Raw genomic sequence first — 20,168 nt, forward strand, 5'->3', positions numbered from 1 at the left:
TTGGCTCTTTTTATTTTTTTATGGTTTATATAAACCATGTTCGACTAAATGCTCTCGTAAAATACGACGCAGTTCTAAAACGGCTTGCGGCGTTAACTGAATTGAATGCCCACCTGGAAGAACCTTCTCAGATTTGGCACCTTCTAAGTGAGCACTTTTATACGGAACAATACCATCTGTAATTACGTTTGGATCATCGCTCTTGGTGATATTTCCCATAATTGAGTGGAAAACCAAGCCTTTATGAGGATTAATATTTTCTGTGAGCTCCATAAATTTAGATTGATGACTCAAATCGCTTGGACCATTTTGAATCAAACCACTATCAATATTACTCAAGAAATCTTTAACATCTAAATTTTCGGTGGTGAGTGAAGTTGCTACAGCTGATAAAAAAGCACCAGGTAGACGAATAACTTTACGCGCTGCTAATGTAAACCAGCGATCTGCATAATCTGTACCTCGATGAGGAGAAGCCAAGAAAATTGCACGATCAAAATTATTGATTGAATGCATTTGCAATCGTTCAGTAACCATTGGATGTTTCTTAAAGCGATTTTGCTGACGTGTCGTCATTAGCTCTAAAGCAGGCTTGGTAATATCGCCATCACTTACCAGTAAACGGCTAATAATACCTCCCATACTATGTCCAACCAGTACAGCATCATGTGCAGCAGGATCATTAGGGTTCAAAGAACCAAAAGCTTGCTTAAGAAGGGCATAAGTTTGGAAACGGCTTTCCAGAATCGGCATATTAGTCGAATAGAAAACTTGCCAAACTTGATAATTATCTCTTAAAACCGTGTCACCCATAACATCATTAGTTAAAGCAATCCATGCCTCAGGACTACTTGCTAGCCCATGGACTAATACAATAATTTTTTTATTTGGATTGTATGGTTCAAGCATATATAGGTGTGGCATGGTCAAGTGCTGATCACGATCAATCAGACTTAAATAAGCCGCGACACCTAAATTGTTCTCGGCTAACCATAGGCCGTAAGGCGCGGAAAAGTTGGCTGCTAGAGGATATTGTTTGCCTGCTACACTAATATTGTCGGTCCGGTATGGATCGTAAACCCGAATCACGAATTCAGGATTATTAATAATTTCTTCAACAGTGGTCGCATGTTTTGGTTCAGCTACAATAGTTGCAGCCAAATAGCGTGCATGATGAATATTTGGATTAACGCCATTTTTATAATTGTATTTAAGTGGGTCTAAAATATATTCATTAATATCCTCTTTTCCTGAACTCGGAAAAACCGCTACAAATTCAGATCCAAAACCATCACGACGGTTAATTGTTCTTAAACCCGAAAAATTTAAATTATAACTAGAAATTAACTTCTCTAATTTTTGCCCAGCAAGCTGCTGGTGAAATTCGAAATCAATCGAATAGACACTTTTACCAATATGTATTTGGGGCTCAACACCATTTTTTTTAGGATAGCGTAAATCATAAGCACCGACCATTTTGGCAATTGCCTGATTATAGAAGTCACGAATCTGAACTTGTCTATTATCAAAAATACGGTCAGTAGGCTGACGCTTCGTTGAAAACAAATAGGCGTAACTATAACGAATACTTTTATCCAGTAAATTTAATTGCTGGTCTAAACAATCATCGTATTTACTTTGAATATTGGTTTGTTCTTCTTCAGACTTATGTTTAGTAAATCTACTAATTTTACAATTAGATGAATCTGACAAAGCCATTGCTTTTGCCAGATACATTTCACTTGCAGCTGATAAGAACTGTTCATCTAAAATTTGAGGTAATTTTTTGAGTTGATTTACACAGTTATCAGGTGTGTCAGTACAAACTTTAGCTTCCTGACCAGACATTGATAAAACATTCAGACTTGCTTCGCTGAGTTTATCTTGCGTAAGAATACTATTACGTTCATTTGCAATAGTTACATTCAAAGCTTGCTGTTTAACATTAACGACCTGACAACCACTCAGAATTGAACCGAGTAGTATGACCGTCAATACTGTTTTGCTTCTTTTTATTGAAAACATTATGGTCAAAATTTAGTGGCTCAATGGTAGGTAGATCATACAAATTTTAAAATATTTTTCAAATGATCAAATAAAAAAAAGGGCTGTCAAAACAGCCTTTTTTATCTAATTAGACTTATTTTTTAGGTGTTGTGCTAGAGGGAGTAGCAGACATTGCAGGGTTAGTTAAAACTTGCCATACATTCCAACGACCTTGTTTTTCAATTTCTTGAATTAAACGATCAGCAATTTCCGATTCATCTGGATATTTAACTTTATAATTCTTAAGCGTCTGGATCGCATTTTTCTTTTGCTCCATCGCAATATAATTATTTGCAGCAGCTAAATATGCTTCTTGAACATTACCTTTAATTGCTTTATCTAAATATGGAATCGCTTCGCGTTGACCACCACCTTCAGATAAGCCAAAACCGAACCAGAAGTTTGCTTCCGCATCATCTGGGCTAATTTTTAAAAGTCTTTGAGCATATTCTAAAGATCTAGTGGTATGAGCAGTACCTAAATCAAGGTTACGTGCAAGAACACTTGCTTTAAAAGCGCGAAGCAAAATATCAAATGATGCATTTGGGTTTGCAGCAAGTGTATCAAGTTGCTGAGTTACTTCTTTAAGTTTACTTTCAAAGCCTTTACGTTCTTGGCGGTCAGTAAAGCGAGGTGGATAGTGACGTGCTTTGCCTTCCACTAACTGTAAGAAGTCATCAATGCTCGTAACATCAATTTCATTCTCACCAGCTAAAACTGCATATTTCATTGAACGCTGTGAATTATTTACAGTCGGAACAATCAGTTTGTTGGTGTCGAGAGTAAGCTGTTTGGTTGGGTCATCTTGACGATTAACCACCATTTTCGTTACCGGCTGTGCAGCAGCTTCTTTTAACGCAACTTCAAATGCTGGCGGTTGATCATAGTTAAAAGGATTTAGTGCGTAAAAAGGAGGAGTAAGCTCTGGTTCCTTGAAAACAAAAGGCTCAATTTTTTGTTGTTTTACAGGTGCCATTGTACAAGCTGTTAAACTTGAGGTCGCAAGGATGATATATGCCAAAGGCTTAAAATTCATAGGATCTTCCGTTCATTTTAGTAAAGTCAGATTTGGTACTGGTAAGTCTAGGAAAAGCTAAACCGACATGCAAGGGTAAGCGTGTTACATTATGAATCAAGAATATTACGTTTTTGATATCTCGTTTTGTGCGCTACATTCTCGGCGCACTTCTTCAAGAATTTTTAGCTCTTCATCACTAAAAGGTTGTTCATCTTGGCTTTCTTTTTTGAAGCTAGGATCTAGCTCTGATAAACGCTGACATAAATTATTCATACGAGTTTCATTGTGCTGAATACGATCAAGCAAAACGCGCATACCTTCTAAAATAGGGTCTGACTGATCAGCAGTTGTCGCATATGGGGCAAATCCAATACTTTGTGCATAATCACGGCGACGTTCTTCATCTTTATTTTTGTCGGCATCTTTATAAATATAGCGAGCAGGGTTTCCTACAGCAGTCACACCAGCTGGAACAGCTTTAGTCACTACAGCATTTGAACCGACTTTAGCACCTTTACCTACCGTAAATGGCCCCAAAATTTTTGCACCAGCACCAACTACCACACCGTCTTCTAACGTTGGATGGCGCTTGCCAGTCTTCCATGTTGTACCACCTAAGGTAACACCATGATAAAGCGTAACATCATCACCAATTTCAGCAGTTTCACCAATCACAACACCCATGCCATGATCAATAAAAAAACGCTTACCGATTTTAGCACCCGGATGAATTTCGATTCCTGTGGCAAAACGGCTAAATGAAGAAAGTAGGCGAGCTGCACCTTTACAATCTTTTTGCCATAATTCATGTGCAACACGATGCATCATAATTGCATGAATGCCAGGATAAGTCGTAAGAACTTCGAGTGTATTGCGGGCAGCAGGATCTCGCGCAAATACAGCCTTTATATCTTCTTTAAGCTGCTTAAGCATTGGGTTGATCCTCCTTGTCAGATAATGCTTTTTTCCATTTACCACTTGTTAGGGCTTGCACACGACTAAAAATACCGCGAAGTAAATGATATTCCATACGATCTAATTGTATACGACCAAACAGACGACGCAAGCGTAAAGGCAATAAACGTGGATTCTCTGGATCTAAAAATTCAATTTCAGTCAGCATTTTTTCTAGATGAGGATAAAACTCTTCCATTTGTTGCTGAGTAACCAAAGGTTCATCCCATTGCATGCTTTGGCCTTGCACTAATGGCATTTCATCTACATTCTGGTCGACTTTGTCTTGTTCCAGAGCAGACATGCGAAGCTCATAACATACGACTTGAATCGCTTGCGCAACATTTAATACACCATAGTCCGGATTTACAGGAATCGTTAAATGGTAATTTGCCAGTGCTAATTCTTCGTTAGTTAAACCACGATCTTCGCGACCAAAAACAATCGCAATTTGTTGTCCTTGAGCAGTTGCTTTAATGGCTTCTTTAGCCGCAGGTCGCACATCCAGTAAAGGCCAAGGAATGGTGCGACTACGTGCACTTGTTCCAAAAACCAAATGGCAATCTTTAATCGCATCTTCTAAGGTGTCTACAATCTCAAGGTGCTCAAATAAATCTTGGGCACCAGCAGCAAGTGCTTGTATATCTGGATGAGGATATGTTTTGGGTGCTACGAGAACTAATTTAATTAGTCCCATTGTTTTCATGGCACGTAAAGCACTGCCAATATTAGCAGGCAAAGTTGTATTTACCATGACAATACGCACTTGTGCTAATTGTTTTGACACGGTGGTGTGGTCAAACGAACTCATAAGATTTCCAGAAATTACGAATATTGAGAAACTTCGCTTTGGTATAAATCCAATGCATCGTCCATAGACATACCTGCAGGAGGAGAGGCAACAGCATGTGGACGAACAGGGTCTGCTGCTTTAGCCGCTTTCGACTTTACTTGATATTCAATATAAATATTATCTTTACCAAAATAATCTCTAAGTTTAGCAAGTAATTCATCTAGAGGAGCGACTTTCCATTGCGGACCAAACTGAAGCTCGGCTTGAGCATAGGGTTGATCAATCTGTAACTGTAGAGCGATATGTTGATGCATATCAACATTGCAAAATGGCAAGATCATGTTTTGCAGATCTTTTGCCAATGTTGGTTGCATGAACTCTTCTGTTAATTTGATTTGAATGCTATTAGCACGTTTTTGTCTTATTTCATTTAAGGTGAAAGCTTTGGTTAAACGTCCCATTGGACGATCAAAGCCTTCTCGCTCATAGATTTCGCCTTCGAAAACTACAACACGTTCCACTTGAACGATATCTTTAAAACGTTGGAAGCGCTCATGATTACAGCTGACTTCAAAACGTGCCGTACCATCATCAAGTACAATAACCACACGGTTCGGGAAGTTTGCGACATCAATGACTAAACCTGCATAAACCGTAGTAACGCCACGACGCGTAGCTGTAATTTCATTTAGTTTTACAGGAATAAAAGCTTTGAGTTCTTGTCGATAAACATCAATTGGATGGCCTGTTAGATATAAACCAAGCGTATCTTTTTCGCCTTTGAGACGAACTTCATCGCTCCACGGTTTTACAGGTTTAGCTGGCTTACGCTGAACTTCTTCAACTTCACCAAATAAATCCATAATACCGCTTTCACGGTTACTTCGAGCTTGTTCAGCAGCTTGAACAGCTTCAGGCAATTGAGCCATTAAGCTTGCACGTTCAATACCTAAGCAATCGAGTGCACCCGCACGAATTAAAGCTTCAAGAGTACGCTTATTGATTTTCTTTAAATCAATACGGTGGCAAAAATCGAATAGATCTGTATAAGGGCCATATTGTCGACGAGAGTCAATAACTGACTGCATTGCTTGTTCGCCGACGCCTTTAATTGCACCTAAGCCGTAAACAATCGTTTTATCATTACTTGCATGGAAGTGATAAGTCGACATGTTGACCGATGGTGGTAAGACATCAAGATTATTATTTCGACAGTCATCAATCAAGAATACAACACTGTCCGTGTTTTGCATTTCCGATGTCATGACGGCTGCCATAAACTCAGCAGGGTAATGAGCTTTCAACCATGCTGTATGGTAGGCAACGAGTGCATAAGCAGCAGCGTGAGATTTGTTAAAACCATAGCCTGCAAACTTTTCCATATAGTCAAAGATATGGTTGGCTGTGCTTTCATCAATACCTTTTTCAGCAGCACCTTCTAGGAAAATTTGGCGTTGCTTAACCATTTCCTCAGGTTTCTTTTTACCCATTGCACGGCGTAATAAATCTGCGCCGCCTAACGTGTAACCTGCACAGATCTGTGCAGCCTGCATCACCTGTTCCTGATAAACCATAATCCCGTATGTTGGCTCTAATACACCTTCAAGAAGGGGGTGAAGATATTCAAAATCTCCACCATGCATACGGTGAATAAAGTCAGGGATCAGATCCATTGGACCTGGACGATACAATGATACGAACGCAATAATTTCTTCGAATTTACTTGGGCGTGCTTCTTTAAGCATCCGTTTCATGCCGACGGATTCAAACTGGAATACCGCTGTTGTATTTGCATCGGCAAAGACAGAATATGCTTTAGCGTCGTCTAGAGGAACATGCAAGATATTCAGCTGATCATTACTGTCGCGGTTTTTATTAATATTTTGGATCGCGTCTTCAATAACGGTTAAGTTACGTAAACCCAAGAAGTCGAACTTGACCAGACCTGCTGCTTCTACATCGTCTTTATCATATTGAGCAACACGGTTTGTTCCATCTGCATCGCAAAGAACAGCCGAGAAATCGGTAATTTTACCTGGTGCAATGACTACACCTCCGGCATGTTTACCAGTATTTCGGGTTATGCCTTCTAATTTTAATGCCATTTCCCAGATTTCGCTTGCATCGTCGTTATCTGGGTTTGATGGGTTGGTCACAATATCTTTAAGCTGAGGTTCCATATCAATAGCGGTAGCTAAGTCCACACCGAGCGGTTTGGTAGGCACCATTTTTGAAATACGGTCAGCTAACCCGTAAGATTTACCTAATACACGCGCAACGTCACGGATTGCACCTTTTGCAGCCATGGTTCCGAAAGTTGCAATTTGTGAAACGGCTTCGCGACCATAAGTACGCGATACGTAATCAATGACGCGGTCACGTCCAGCAATACAGAAATCGACATCAAAGTCTGGCATCGATACACGTTCTGGGTTTAAGAAACGTTCAAAGAGTAGATCGTAACGAAGTGGATCAAGGTCTGTAATTTTTAAGCTATATGCAACTAATGAACCCGCACCTGAACCACGACCTGGTCCTACAGGAACACCATTATTTTTTGCCCATTGAATAAAGTCCATGACGATGAGGAAGTATCCTGGGAAACCCATCTTCAGGATAATACCGACTTCATAATCAATTCGTTCATCGTAAGGCTTACGAATCTCTGCCCAGTCCTCGCCACGTTTTTCAACAGGGTAAAGATAATTTAAGCGCTCTTCCAAACCTACTTTTGATAAATGTTCAAAATAAGTGTCGATGGTAAAACCATCTGGAATTGGATAGTCAGGTAAAAAGTAAGTACCGAGTTGTAGTTTAACGTTGCAGCGTTTGGCAATATGATAGGTGTTCTCGATAGCACTAGGAATATCGGAAAACAATTCGATCATTTCATCTGAGGTTTTAAAGTGCTGCTCAGGACTATATGTCCGTGGACGGCGATTATCTGCTAATACATAACCATCAGCGATACAAACACGAGCTTCGTGTGCCTCGAAATCTTCTTTTTCGACAAAGTGCACATCATTATGTGCAACTACACCAACATTATATTGTGCAGCAAGCTTAGCTGCTTCTTGAATAAAGTCTTCTTCACCGGGACGGTCAGTACGTGTTAAAGCAAGATAAACACGGTTACCAAACTTTTCGAGCCATGCTTCTAAAAGGGGAGCAGCTTTTTGAGGGTTAGACGAGCAAAGCATCTGACCAACATCACTATGCTGGCCAAGTAAAACGATAATATCTTGATGCTGTTCAAGTACCCATTCTTTTTGTACACATGGAATACTGAGCTGTTGTCCTTCAATAAAGCCGCGTGAAACGATTTCGGTAAGACTTTTCCACCCAACATCACTCATTGCAAGTAAGGTGACACGATGTTGAGCATCATCAAGGCGAATTGTGCTACCTAAAAGCGGCTTAATTCCTTTTTTTAAACAAGAATTATAAAACTTTACCGCCGCATGGAGGTTAGAGAGGTCAGTTAATGCCAGCGCAGGCATTTGGTCTTTAACCGCAGCATTGACCAAGTCAGGTATGCGAACTATCGACTCTGTAATCGAAAATTCTGTATAAATACCTAGATGAACAAACTGCATAAACCAATCCTTAATGCGACCGCAGCATAGTTTAACACGCAAAGTTAAAAGGAAATGGTTAATATTTTGGCAAACTGTTAAGGATTTTATTATTTAAGAAGAATGAGTTGAACATCTATTGTACAGATTTAATATAAAAGACATTATTTTTATAAAATATGACCAGCCCAAACATCTAGGTTTGAGCTGGTTGAAAAACTTAGTACTGCCAGAACATACGCTGAATTTCTTGAGTATCATTAGTCTTAGTAAGCGCTAATGCAGCAAGAAGACGAGCTTTTTGAGGATTCAAATCATGTGCTGCTACCCAACCATATTTAGAGTCAGGTTGTTCTGCATCACGCACTACAAAACCTTGTGCAACACGTGATGAACGGATAATTTGAATACCGTTCTTGTCGTGAAGATTTTGTAAAGTTGGGACGATATATTTTGGTACCGAACCGTTACCAGTGCCTGCATTGATAATCGCTTTAGCACCTGCTTTTGCATATGCTTCATAAGCATCTGGAAGCATAGAGCCTGAACCGTAAACAATCTGTACAGTTGGAAGTGCATCGCCTTTAATATTCTCGATATTAAATTCAGAAGCATTTGTAAAACGTTTTACAGACTGTCTGAACCAGTATGGCTTGCCTTCAACAAGAGTACCTAAAGCACCCCATTGGCTAACAAAAGCATTTGTATGAATGTTAATGCCTTTAGTTACATCACGCGCAGCAAAAATAGAGTCGTTCATAAGAACCATAACGCCTTTATTTTTTGCATCATCAGAAGCTGCTAAAGCAACTGCACTATAAAGGTTAAGTGGGCCATCTGCTGAAAGAGCAGTTGAAGGGCGCATTGAACCAACAAGCACAATTGGTTTATCAGTGTGAACAACCAGATTTAAGAAAAATGCTGTTTCTTCTAAAGTATCAGTACCGTGAGTAATCACAACGCCATTTACAGAAGGCTTTTTAACAAGTTCATTTACTTGACGAGCAATTTGTAATAATTCCTTGTCAGTAATACTTTCAGAAGCGACCTGTAATGCCTGAATACCAGTTACATTTGCCAAATCTTTAATTTGTGGAACTGCATTGATTAAAGTATCAACTGGAACTTTTGCAGCAGTGTAAGTTGCGCTATTTGCTGAACTTGCGCCAGCACCTGCGATAGTACCGCCAGTGGCAACAACAACTACATTGTTTTTTGCGTAAAGTGGGAGAGAGCAGGCCAATAAGCCCATCGCTAAACCTAAAGATTTAACAGTTTTAGTCAACATCGAAAATATCCTTATGAAGTGACGAAAGTAAAAAAAGTTTGTCGAATATGTCTGCTTTTCCTAAGCAAAATACATACCATGTAAAACATACTCGTAACTTGCTGAATAAGAAGCATCCCTGAATAGCATTTTGTTTCACCAACAATTACTTAGTCATTGCTTTTATTCAGCGTTAATAAATATCATGAATAAAATAAAAAATCTATTAAGTTTTTCTAATTTATCTTGATTTGTTTACTTTTTAATATAAAGAAAGTAAATGATTTTTTTATCTTTATAAAATTAAAAAATAATGAGTGGGTGGGGTTTTATTTACCATTTGGTATTTATAAAATGTTGATTTTAAAATTTATTATTTACAAATAAAATAATATAAATTTTTTAGTAGAGAAACTAAATAGTAGTTAGAATAGTTTAATATAATTAAGTTATAATAAAATGAATTAAAATTTAACCACTTGAGGTTTATTTCTACAGAGTATAAATTCTGTTTGGGTGATTTTTATTCTCTTTTTAAGGTTTGCTTTAAGAAAATTTAATAGGAGTTAAAGTGCATTTTTTGGCTCATTATTTAATATAAAAATACAGATAAATTTTGATTGTTTAATTTTAGAATAAAAAGAAGAGCAATTTTATAAGGTCATATAAAATTGCTCTTAAGTTGGGAGAGTGGGAGAAAAGAGAAACTTAAGCGGTCGTTTGTTCTTGAGTTGATTTAATTAATACAGGCTCTGATAGTTCTTCAGTATCAGCTACTTTATCACCTTCAAGTTTAGCAACTACGGCAGTAGCAATACTGTTGCCTACTACGTTTGTTGCAGTACGACCCATGTCAAGGAACTGATCGATACCAAGCAATAATAGAATACCTGCTTCAGGTAAATTGAACATGGTGAGTGTTGCTGAAATAACGACGATAGAAGCTCGTGATACACCCGCAATACCTTTACTTGTCACCATAAGCGTTAACAGAATTAAGATTTGTTGAGTGAAGCTAAGATCGATGTTGTAAGCTTGAGCAATAAACAGTACTGCAAAAGTGGTATACATCATTGAACCATCTAAGTTAAATGAATAACCTAAAGGTAATACAAAGCTAGTCACTTTTTTAGGTACACCAAATTTATTTAATGCATCCATTACTTTTGGGTACGCAGATTCACTTGAAGCTGTAGCAAAAGCAAGCGTTACAGGTTCACGAATTAATTTGCCTAAGCGGAAAATATCTTTTTTCAGTACGATCGCACCGACAGAGAATAAAATGATCCAAAGTAATAGAAGACCGAAATAGAATTCTGCAATTAAAATACCGTAGTCAACGATTAAGCCTAAACCTTGTACTGTAATTGCAGAAGCCATTGCTGCAAATACTGCAAAAGGGGCGAACATCATGACGTAATCGGTAATGCGGAACATGATTTTACTGAGTTCTTCAGTCAAACGAACAATAACTGAGTCTTTTTCGTTGCCTTGATTAACAAAAGCAAGAGCTGAACCAAAGAAAATTGAAAAAACGAGTACTTGTAGGATGTCATTATTGGCCATTGCTTCTGCAATGCTGCGTGGGAAAACATGACTTAAGAATGATTGTAGGGTGAAACCAGTAGTAGTTGGGAGAGAAGAGCTACTAATTTGCTGTGCTGTTGGTAATGCTAAATCTAAAGCTGCACCAGGTTGGAAGAAGTTAGCTAATCCCATGCCGATTGCAAGCGATACAAACGAAGCAGTAATAAACCAAGTCATTGACTTGAGTGTAATACTTCCAATTGATGTAGATTTCCCCATTGATACAATGCCTGCAACAATTGTGGCAAATACCAGTGGAGCAATAATCATTTTGATTAAGCGTAAAAAGATGTCTGAAATAATGCTGAAATAAGAAGCGATTTGCTTCAGTTGTTCACCTTCATTAAAGAAGTGGTGACAAATCCAACCTGTCAGTATGCCAAGTAAAATAGCAACAACAATATACTTGAGCAATTTCTTTTGCTTCATATGAACCTCTATCCATTTGATTCAATCATCCTTTGATGGGATTTGGATAATTGAAAGCTTTCCTTGTTAGTTCAGTCCGGTCGTTTTAACGATTTTATCTTCCTAGATATCTGTATCTGTTTAACCGAATCGAATATGGTGATGTTGTTATGGAAGGGGATTGTTGCTCGATTTTGAAGCAGTGTGAAATGCAAAAATATATTGAACCATGCATTTTTTGCATAATGAATATTGAGAGAAATGCGAAATTACACACAAATTTAAACGTATGGTAAAAAATATATAAATGAATTATTAAAGTGAATTGAAAGATAAAAAGAACTAAATTTCCAATGAAAAACATTTAACTTCAAAGTGTTGTTCTTTAAGGGGTAGAAAGGTGAAAGTATTTGCGATAATTATTTTTTTTAAATAATAAAATAGAATTATCAAAAAAGGCATCCAATTTAAGATGCCTTTTTTGATATGCATTTTTTTAGCGACGGTTGGCTAAGAAACGACCTAAACGAGTAATTGCTTCTCGTAATTCATTTTCAGCAGGTAAGAAAACCACGCGGAAATGATCTGGAGTTGGCCAATTAAAGCCCGTACCTTGCACCAATAACACTTTTTCTGCACGTAACAAATCAAGCATTAACTTTTCATCATCTTCAATTGGATAGATGTTCGGATCGAGGCGAGGGAAACAGTACATTGCTCCCTCTGGTTTCACGCAGCTTACCCCTGGAATCTCGTTTAGCATTTCCCAAGCAATATTACGCTGTTCGTATAAACGGCCACCTGGGCGAATCAAGTCATTGATTGATTGATATCCTCCGAGGGCGGTTTGAATCGCATATTGAGCTTGAACGTTTGCACATAGGCGCATAGATGCCAACATATCTAAACCTTCGATATAGTCAGCAGCACGGCTTTTGTCACCAGTAATTGCCATCCATCCTGAACGGAAACCTGCAATACGATAAGCTTTTGACAAGCCATTAAAAGATACGCATAGCTGGTCACCAGCTAATGATGCCACTGAAACATGTTCAATGCCGTCATAAATAATTTTGTCGTAAATTTCATCAGCAAATAAAATTAAGTCATGTTTCTTTGCAACTGCGACAATTTGTTCAAGCACATGACGTGGATATACTGAACCAGTCGGGTTGTTCGGGTTAATAATGACAATGCCGCGTGTGTTCGGCGTAATTTTACTTTCAATATCAGCAATATCTGGATACCAGCTATTTTCTTCATCACATTTATAGTGGATTGCAGTACCACCTGAAAGATTAACAGCTGCTGTCCAAAGTGGATAATCTGGCATTGGAATCAACATTTCATCGCCATCATCAAGTAGGCCTTGCATCGCCATGACAATAAGTTCAGATACGCCATTGCCAATATACACGTCATTCACGTGCATATTTAGAATGCCTTTTTGTTGGTAATACTGACAAATTGCTTTACGTGCTGGAAAGATACCTTTTGAATCAACATAACCAATTGCATTTGGCAGATTTAAAGCAACGTCATTAATAATTTCTTGTGGTGCTTCAAAACCAAATGGAGCAGGGTTACCAATATTTAATTTGATAATTTTATGTCCTTGCTCTTCCATTTCATTGGCGGCTCGCAATACCGGCCCACGAATGTCATAACAAACATGCTCAAGTTTTGATGATTTTTTAATTTCTCGAGTGGAGGGCATGGAATGGATGGTAGCAGTATTTTTAGACATAACTGGATTCACTTTTGCATATCGGTATAAATAACTTTTAAATGTTTTAACTGTTACCAAATTTAGATCGTGTTGATCTTTTAGTAATTCAACAATTTTTTCATGGGTAAAGCCCGATTGCTGATACTGTTTGATAACTGGTAATAGTTGCTGGAAAAGCACACTTTTTTTCTGAGACATGTTTTGTCCTATACAACCGTGCCAAACAAGAATAGCACCATCTTTGCTTCCTTGGAAGGAAATAAAACATAAATTTGCTTACTTTTGTTTTTGAGTTTTGCTTACTTTTTGCTTTCTATTGCTTAGATGATTAAATTCCAACAAATTTTACGTTCAGAGACTAGTGTTTTTGTGATGAATGGCGTAAATATAAAAACTCAATCATCAGAAATGTTTACATCAGAATAAAGGTGCATGTCATGGGAAAAGTCAATAAAACAGACCGGGAATGGCAAAGAGAGTTATCACCAGAAGAGTATCGGATTACACGACAAAAGGGCACCGAACCTGCATTTACGGGGCAATACTGGAATACTAAGCAACATGGTACCTATGTTTGCCGTTGCTGCGGCGCAGAATTGTTCTCATCAGATACTAAATATGACAGTGGTTGTGGTTGGCCTAGCTTCTTTAAACCGATTGAGCCAACTGCAATTGAAGAACATGACGATTTATCGCATGGTATGGTCAGAACTGAAATTGTTTGTCATGATTGCGAAGCCCATTTAGGGCATGTTTTTGAAGATGGACCACAGCCGACTGGTTTGCGCTATTGTGTAAACTCGGCATCATTACAACTGAAATCACAAGAAAAAAATGATGAGGAAACCTATCCATGAGTAATATTTATCAGTTTGAAGCTGAACTGTTAGAGGGTGAAGTTAAGCAATTAGCTGATTACAAAGGTAAAGTTTTACTAATTGTAAATACTGCGAGTAAATGTGGTTTTACACCACAATTTGCTGGCCTTGAAAAACTTTATGAGAAATATAAAGATCAAGGTTTGGAAGTTTTAGGTTTTCCCTGCAACCAGTTTGGGGGGCAAGATCCAGGTAACAATAAAGAAATCGGTACGTTCTGTCAGCGCAACTATGGGGTGAAATTCCCGATGTTTGCAAAAGTTGATGTAAAAGGACCGGAAGCTCATGTGATTTTTAGATATTTAACACGTGAAGCTAAAGGTATTTTAGGGAGTAGCACGATTAAATGGAACTTTACCAAATTTTTGGTGGGAAGAGATGGCGCTGTGTTAAATCGCTATGCTCCTACGACTAAACCAGAAGCTTTAGAAGCTGATATTGAAAAAGCATTAGCAAGTTAATGAATTCAATGAACGCTATTCCCCAAGATTTTGAGTTTTGGCAAGATGGGCGAATGCCTTATGTTGAAACCAGAAGGTCTTGTCTTAGCCGAACATGTTATAAGTCTCATAGTCATCCAACATTTTCAATTGGAGCTATAGACGAAGGGAATAGCGTTTTTCAAAGCTCATTTGGTACAGCACAAAAGATTTCTGCCGGCACATTAGTCATTGTGCCTGCCCATATTGAACATTCTTGTAACCCGTTGCCTGATCAGGCTTGGAGTTACCAGATGCTGCATCTGGATATATCTTGGCTTAATCAATGGTACGCCGAGTTTCAAAAAGAGGGCTTTGATTTAAATTTGCCCCAGCATAGACCTCTCATTATTAAAGATGAAAATTTATATCAGGCTTTTTCTGATATGAATGAAACTTTATTTGATTCTCAAAAATTAATTCTCGAAAAAGAACAGTCGCTGATCTATTGCCTTACACAGTTGTTATTACCTCATTTTATATTAGAGGAAATAAAGAAAACTCAATATTTGTATGAAAGCTTTTTGGACTTGATTCATATTATTAAATCATCCGAACGATTTATTTCTTTAGAAGAGCTTGCCCAACAGGTAGGCCTTAGTCGATATGCAATCATTCGCCTATTTAAAGCCAATGTGGGCTTAACACCCCATGCATTTCAAATTAATTTAAAGGTTAATCAGGCCAGAGCACAATTAAAACAAGGCATTCCACTCGCAGAGCTAGCTGTAAATTTAGGCTTTAGTGATCAGAGCCATTTTCATAAAGCTTTCAAAGCCCATACAGGAATCACTCCTCGTCAGTTCCAACTCGTTGCCGCGCAATAACTTACAAGAAATTATTTTTCTCTATTTTTAAGCTATTCCATACTGTTTTACAGATGAAGCCGTTATGGAAGTTTTTTTAGTTATTGCCTTTACCCATTTTTTAGCTTTGTTATCTCCGGGACCTGACTTCTTTCTGATTCTCACCAGCCTTTTGCAAAAAGGTTTGCGCTATACATATGGTGTCATTGTGGGAATTACTTTTGGTAATGCCTTGATTTTGATGGCGTGTATGTTTGGATTTATGGTGCTTGGAAATTTGAGTACGAACATTCTTTTAGTACTTAAATGGCTTGGGGCGGGGTATTTGGTTTATTTGAGCTACCTTTGTTTTAGTGCTGCTCGGTCTGGCACCTTAACTTTTGCTATTGAAAAAAATGGTTTGATGGATCAAGGGCATCAACAGCAGGATAAAGTTAAGAGCTTAGTGTTAGGAATACAATCTAGTCTTCTTAATCCGAAAAATATTATGTTTTATAGTAGCTTAATGTTGCTCATTCAGCATGACTTTAATTTGCTTCAAAAATTACTGATGAGTACGTGGATGACTGGAGTGGTTCTTGCTTGGAACTTATTATTGGTTCGCTTATTGCTTCAAAATCGGGTTCTAGAACAGATTAAACGTTCTGCTAAGGGCCTATATTATTGCTCTAGTTTGGCTTTTATATTTTTCGCACTACTGCTGTTTATTTATAGTTAATGTAGTGTACAGCCTTTAATATTACTAAAGGCTGTACAATTTACTTATGCTTAGAGAATTGCTTTTAAACGCTTAACCACTTCTTCGCATTGCGCTAAATCGGCAACTAAAGCCATACGCACATGATTTTCCCCAGGGTTACCTTGATCTGTGTCACGAGATAAATAACGGCCAGGTAAAACCTTAATATGTGCTTTTTCCATTAACATCTTGGCAAAAGTTTCATCATTATCAACTTTTAACCAATAATAAAAACCAGCATCTGGCTTTTGCAGAGGTAATAAGTGACCTAATTCGTTTTGGAATAAATCAAATTTTGCACGATATTGCTTACGGTTTTCTTCAACATGGTTTTCATCATTCCATGCTGCAATTGATGCAAGCTGATGTTGAACAGGCATTGCTGCACCATGATAAGTACGATACTGCAAATATGGTTTTAATAATTCTGCATCACCAGCAACAAAACCTGAGCGTAAACCCGGTAAGTTTGAGCGTTTAGAAAGTGAATGGAATACGACACAGTTTTTATAATCATCGCGACCAAGTTCTGCACAAACTTCTAATAAGCCTGTAGGTGCTTGATCGAACCAAAGTTCTGAATAGCATTCGTCAGAAGCAATAACAAAATTATATTGATCAGATAAGGCAATTAACTTTTTGAATTGCTCTTTAGAAAGCACCGTACCTGTTGGGTTACCTGGTGTACATACAAAAAGCAGGGCTGTTTTTTCCCATACTTCTGCTGGTACAGCATCAAAATCACCTAAATAACCATTTTCTTCGGTGCAATTGATGAAATAAGGTTTTGCACCAGCGAGTAGAGCTGCACCTTCATAAATTTGATAAAACGGATTCGGCATTACTACATACGGCGCGTCTTCACGGTTAATGAGCGCCTGAACAAATGAGAAAATCCCTTCACGAGTACCTGATACGGGTAAAATATGATTTTCTGCACTAATGCTATTCAGTTTGAAGCGTTTGGTTAACCACTCTGCAATACTTTGGCGAAGCTCTGGCAAACCCTTACTATTCGGATAAGTTGATAGATGATTAAAGTTGTCAATGATTGCCTGTTTAACAAACTCTGGTGCTGGGTGCTTAGGTTCACCAATTGATAGTGGAATCAATGGAAGATTAGCAGGAGTGATATCCTTAAAAAGCTGGTTTAACTTTTCAAATGGATACGGGTGCAATAACGACAAGCTAGAGTTCATTAAACAGTTACCAATTAGTTGAGTTTCAGTGCTGACAAATTTGATTAGATGCTTCATCTAATGCAGCTTTAAGCTTTTCCGAGAAGAGTTTGACCTCTTCGTTATTTAACGGTTTTCCATCTTTTTTCGTGACAAAGAAAATATCTTCGGCACGTTCACCTAAAGTTGCAATTCTAGCTGAATGGATGTCTAAACCTTGCATCATAAATAAGCCACCTACGCGTGCAAGTAGGCCAGGGTGATCAAGTGTTGAAATTTCGACCATGTTTTGCTGTAACGCTTCATTCAATGTAACGTCAACTGTATTTTCAATATCAAAATGACGTAGTTGACGTGGAATTCGGCGTTGCATGAGTCCTGGATATTGATCTGGCTGACTAAGCGCTTTTACTAATGCAGTTTTAACGGTTTCTTCGCGTTCAGGGTCGGTCAGCAATGTACCGAAACGATCAAGTACAACATAGGTGTCCAAGCTAAATGCCGTACTTGCCGTGATAATCTTTGCATCTTGAACGTCTAAATTCATTTTGTCCAAAACTGCAACAGTGGTGGCAAAAAGGTTGGGTTGGTCACGTGTATATATAAAGATTTGCACTGCATCTTGGGCAGCTTTACGGTGAGCACGCAACAGTACTAATGGCTCTGGATTATCACCGTGCTTCAAAATTGCTTGAGTGTGCCATGCAATTTCATCTGCTGATTCTTTAATGAAGTATTCATCACCTAGCTCTTGCCATACTTTTTCGACGTCTGCTAATGAGAAGTTATTCACCAGTAATTCACTTGCTGCAAATTTGGTGTCTTCAATCAGCATTTGATAGTCAACAGGACGACTTAAACCTGTACGAATTACATCACGGGCATGCGTATAAAGTTGACGCATAAGTGAAGCACGCCATGTGTTCCACAGTTTTGGATTCGTCGCATTAATATCGGCAACCGTTAAGGTATATAGATAATCAAGATGTTCCATATCGCCAAGTTTTTCAGCAAAATCTTTAACAACATCTGGATCGGAAATATCCTTTTTCTGAGCAGTCAGTGACATGAGTAAATGGTTGTGGATGAGCCATGCAATTAGTTTGCATTCACGCTCTGTAAAGCCGTGTGCACGTCCAAATTCGATTGCATCTTCTGCACCGAGTTCACTATGGTCTCCACCGCGGCCTTTAGCAATGTCATGAAATAATGCAGCGATAAATACAATATCTTGACGTGCGAGACGTTGGAAAACAGAGCTTACAACTGGAAACTCTTTAGCAAACTCAGGTTCTTTAAAACGGTTTAAGTTGCGCAGCAATAATAATGTGTGAGCATCGACTGTATAGATGTGGAATAGGTCATATTGCATAAGACCCATAATTTGGCCAAATGCTGGAATATAGTTTCCTAAAACACCATAGCGCTTCATCGCAACCAAAGTATCGTATAGACGATAGGGTGAGCGAATAATCGACATAAATAGCGCTTGATGTTCAGGATTATCTCGATAATTTTGATTAATGCGTTTTGCAGCAAGAATAAGTAAGCGTAGAGTGCGAGCGCGGATCCCTTCAATATCTGGTCGATTAGCCAAAATATAGAATAATTCTAAAATAGCACTTGGGTGTTCTGCGAATATTTTGTGGTGCTGTACTGCAAGCTTGTCATCAACGATTTTAAAATGATTATTAACTTCTTCAATTTTACGTTCGTAATTTGGTAAGCGCGGAGTAATGACTGATTCGCTAAAATAGGCCAACAACATTTCATTGAGGGTAGAAACCTGTTGTGCGGTACGGTAGTAGCGTTTCATGAACTGCTCGACACCGTAATTTACAGGCTGACCTTCTTGACGGACATAACCAAATTGAGCCGCAATTTCTCTTTGATGATCGAACAGAAGACGGTTTTCATCACGTTTCGCTAAGCGGTGTAAGTGGTGGCGAATTTCCCAAAGAAAACTTTCAGCTTCTTCTAAAACTGTTAATTCAAACTCTGAAATAAAACCTAAATGTACTAAGTCATAAATGCGGTTCACACGGAAATGACGCTTGGCTATCCAGCCAATCTGGTTAATGTCACGAATGCCACCCGGTGCATTTTTAATATCGGGTTCTAAATTGCTTTCAGTATTGTTGTGTTGGTGGTAACGCTTGGCTTGTTCAGCCATTTTTGCATCAAAAAAGGTTTTGTCTGTCCACGTTTGCGAAACAATACGACGCGGCCATTTTGCAAGTTGACTATTACCAGTAATTAAACGAGCTTCAATTAAAGTCGTTGCAACGGTTAGATCTGTCGCAGCTTGTTCAACACAGCTTTGGATGGTACGAACGCTAATGCCGGGTTTAAAATTACCAACGTCCCATAAAGAGGAAATAAATGTAGAAATACGCTTTTCGTTTTCTTCGTTAATTTCATGTTCTGACAAAATCATGATATCAACGTCGGAATAGGGCAACATTTCACGGCGCCCATAACCACCTACTGCAAAAAGACCTAATCCTGTCTGGTCGAGTTCAGCATGTTTCCATAAAAAGATCAGTGCTTCATCAACGAGGTCTGAGCGCGCTTTAATGACTTCTCGAATCGATTGCCCATTTTCATATGAATCCTGCAATTGCTTTTCTACATCCGTTCGCCATTGATTAATGGCTTTAATATCATGATGGCTTGTAACGTAGTTCAGCAATGGCGATGTATTGATCATG

The 20,168-nt window shown here is 38.4% G+C and carries 14 protein-coding genes; 4 read left to right on the forward strand and 10 right to left on the reverse strand.

Features of this window, described 5'->3' with window-relative positions; all coding sequences use genetic code 11:
* Positions 1 to 18 precede the first annotated feature (18 nt).
* The 8 genes from MKL38_RS01660 to MKL38_RS01695 form a co-directional block, all read right to left on the reverse strand.
* Positions 19 to 2,025 carry an esterase/lipase family protein gene (locus MKL38_RS01660; protein WP_270902315.1) on the reverse strand — a complete coding sequence of 669 codons (2,007 nt, stop codon included), beginning with the start codon at positions 2,023 to 2,025 and terminating at the stop codon, positions 19 to 21.
* Between the two features lie 115 nt (positions 2,026 to 2,140).
* Complete coding sequence (locus MKL38_RS01665; protein WP_270902316.1) at positions 2,141 to 3,082, reverse strand: ABUW_2363 family tetratricopeptide repeat lipoprotein; 942 nt, start codon at positions 3,080 to 3,082, stop codon at positions 2,141 to 2,143.
* Positions 3,083 to 3,187: 105 nt separating this feature from the next.
* On the reverse strand, positions 3,188 to 3,997 hold the full coding sequence (cysE, locus tag MKL38_RS01670) for a serine O-acetyltransferase (RefSeq protein ID WP_209830618.1): 810 nt from the start codon (positions 3,995 to 3,997) through the stop codon (positions 3,188 to 3,190).
* On the reverse strand, positions 3,990 to 4,829 hold the full coding sequence (locus MKL38_RS01675; RefSeq protein ID WP_045432883.1) for an RNA methyltransferase: 840 nt from the start codon (positions 4,827 to 4,829) through the stop codon (positions 3,990 to 3,992). The genes cysE and MKL38_RS01675 overlap by 8 nt, the downstream gene beginning before the upstream one ends.
* A 14-nt stretch (positions 4,830 to 4,843) precedes the next feature.
* A complete protein-coding gene (gene dnaE / locus MKL38_RS01680; RefSeq protein WP_270902317.1) occupies positions 4,844 to 8,407 on the reverse strand; it encodes a DNA polymerase III subunit alpha in 3,564 nt (1,187 codons plus the stop codon).
* Between the two features lie 199 nt (positions 8,408 to 8,606).
* Positions 8,607 to 9,674 carry a type II asparaginase gene (locus MKL38_RS01685; protein ID WP_003651299.1) on the reverse strand — a complete coding sequence of 356 codons (1,068 nt, stop codon included), beginning with the start codon at positions 9,672 to 9,674 and terminating at the stop codon, positions 8,607 to 8,609.
* Positions 9,675 to 10,361: 687 nt separating this feature from the next.
* Positions 10,362 to 11,669, reverse strand: a complete 1,308-nt coding sequence (locus MKL38_RS01690) for a dicarboxylate/amino acid:cation symporter (protein WP_127491509.1) — start codon at positions 11,667 to 11,669, stop codon at positions 10,362 to 10,364.
* 475 nt (positions 11,670 to 12,144) lie between these two features.
* Positions 12,145 to 13,575, reverse strand: coding sequence for a pyridoxal phosphate-dependent aminotransferase (locus tag MKL38_RS01695; RefSeq protein ID WP_005047543.1), 1,431 nt, complete (start codon positions 13,573 to 13,575; stop codon positions 12,145 to 12,147).
* A 239-nt stretch (positions 13,576 to 13,814) separates the two neighbouring features.
* On the opposite strand from MKL38_RS01695, the gene msrB reads away from it, so the two are divergent.
* From msrB to MKL38_RS01715, 4 genes are all read left to right on the forward strand, one after another.
* On the forward strand, positions 13,815 to 14,234 hold the full coding sequence (msrB, locus tag MKL38_RS01700; protein WP_004792889.1) for a peptide-methionine (R)-S-oxide reductase MsrB: 420 nt from the start codon (positions 13,815 to 13,817) through the stop codon (positions 14,232 to 14,234).
* Positions 14,231 to 14,716, forward strand: a complete 486-nt coding sequence (locus MKL38_RS01705; RefSeq protein ID WP_003651303.1) for a glutathione peroxidase — start codon at positions 14,231 to 14,233, stop codon at positions 14,714 to 14,716. Before msrB ends, MKL38_RS01705 begins: the two co-directional genes overlap by 4 nt.
* Positions 14,716 to 15,561 carry an AraC family transcriptional regulator gene (locus MKL38_RS01710; protein ID WP_270902318.1) on the forward strand — a complete coding sequence of 282 codons (846 nt, stop codon included), beginning with the start codon at positions 14,716 to 14,718 and terminating at the stop codon, positions 15,559 to 15,561. The genes MKL38_RS01705 and MKL38_RS01710 overlap by 1 nt, the downstream gene beginning before the upstream one ends.
* A 64-nt stretch (positions 15,562 to 15,625) precedes the next feature.
* Entirely contained in the window at positions 15,626 to 16,258 is a 633-nt protein-coding gene (locus MKL38_RS01715; RefSeq protein WP_270902319.1) for a LysE family translocator, read from the forward strand.
* Positions 16,259 to 16,308: 50 nt separating this feature from the next.
* Here MKL38_RS01715 and dapC read toward each other — a convergent pair whose 3' ends face one another.
* Together dapC and glnD are read right to left on the reverse strand one after the other, a co-directional pair.
* Positions 16,309 to 17,478 (reverse strand): succinyldiaminopimelate transaminase, encoded by a 1,170-nt coding sequence (gene dapC, locus MKL38_RS01720; protein ID WP_270902577.1) that lies wholly within the window; start codon positions 17,476 to 17,478, stop codon positions 16,309 to 16,311.
* A gap of 25 nt (positions 17,479 to 17,503) precedes the next feature.
* Positions 17,504 to 20,167 carry a [protein-PII] uridylyltransferase gene (glnD, locus tag MKL38_RS01725; RefSeq protein WP_270902320.1) on the reverse strand — a complete coding sequence of 888 codons (2,664 nt, stop codon included), beginning with the start codon at positions 20,165 to 20,167 and terminating at the stop codon, positions 17,504 to 17,506.
* Position 20,168: the final 1 nt, after the last annotated feature.

This window comes from Acinetobacter sp. AOR14_HL, assembly GCF_027855175.1.
GTDB lineage: Bacteria > Pseudomonadota > Gammaproteobacteria > Pseudomonadales > Moraxellaceae > Acinetobacter > Acinetobacter calcoaceticus.

Coding starts and splice junctions, on each gene's coding strand:
- dnaE (WP_270902317.1), bottom strand. CDS start 8,407: ATGCAGTTTGTTCATCTAGGTATTTATACAGAATTTTCGATTACAGAG.
- MKL38_RS01675 (WP_045432883.1), bottom strand. CDS start 4,829: ATGAGTTCGTTTGACCACACCACCGTGTCAAAACAATTAGCACAAGTG.
- glnD (WP_270902320.1), bottom strand. CDS start 20,167: ATGATCAATACATCGCCATTGCTGAACTACGTTACAAGCCATCATGAT.
- MKL38_RS01690 (WP_127491509.1), bottom strand. CDS start 11,669: ATGAAGCAAAAGAAATTGCTCAAGTATATTGTTGTTGCTATTTTACTT.
- cysE (WP_209830618.1), bottom strand. CDS start 3,997: ATGCTTAAGCAGCTTAAAGAAGATATAAAGGCTGTATTTGCGCGAGAT.
- msrB (WP_004792889.1), top strand. CDS start 13,815: ATGGGAAAAGTCAATAAAACAGACCGGGAATGGCAAAGAGAGTTATCA.
- MKL38_RS01710 (WP_270902318.1), top strand. CDS start 14,716: ATGAATTCAATGAACGCTATTCCCCAAGATTTTGAGTTTTGGCAAGAT.
- MKL38_RS01660 (WP_270902315.1), bottom strand. CDS start 2,025: ATGTTTTCAATAAAAAGAAGCAAAACAGTATTGACGGTCATACTACTC.
- dapC (WP_270902577.1), bottom strand. CDS start 17,478: ATGAACTCTAGCTTGTCGTTATTGCACCCGTATCCATTTGAAAAGTTA.
- MKL38_RS01715 (WP_270902319.1), top strand. CDS start 15,626: ATGGAAGTTTTTTTAGTTATTGCCTTTACCCATTTTTTAGCTTTGTTA.
- MKL38_RS01705 (WP_003651303.1), top strand. CDS start 14,231: ATGAGTAATATTTATCAGTTTGAAGCTGAACTGTTAGAGGGTGAAGTT.
- MKL38_RS01665 (WP_270902316.1), bottom strand. CDS start 3,082: ATGAATTTTAAGCCTTTGGCATATATCATCCTTGCGACCTCAAGTTTA.
- MKL38_RS01695 (WP_005047543.1), bottom strand. CDS start 13,575: ATGTCTCAGAAAAAAAGTGTGCTTTTCCAGCAACTATTACCAGTTATC.
- MKL38_RS01685 (WP_003651299.1), bottom strand. CDS start 9,674: ATGTTGACTAAAACTGTTAAATCTTTAGGTTTAGCGATGGGCTTATTG.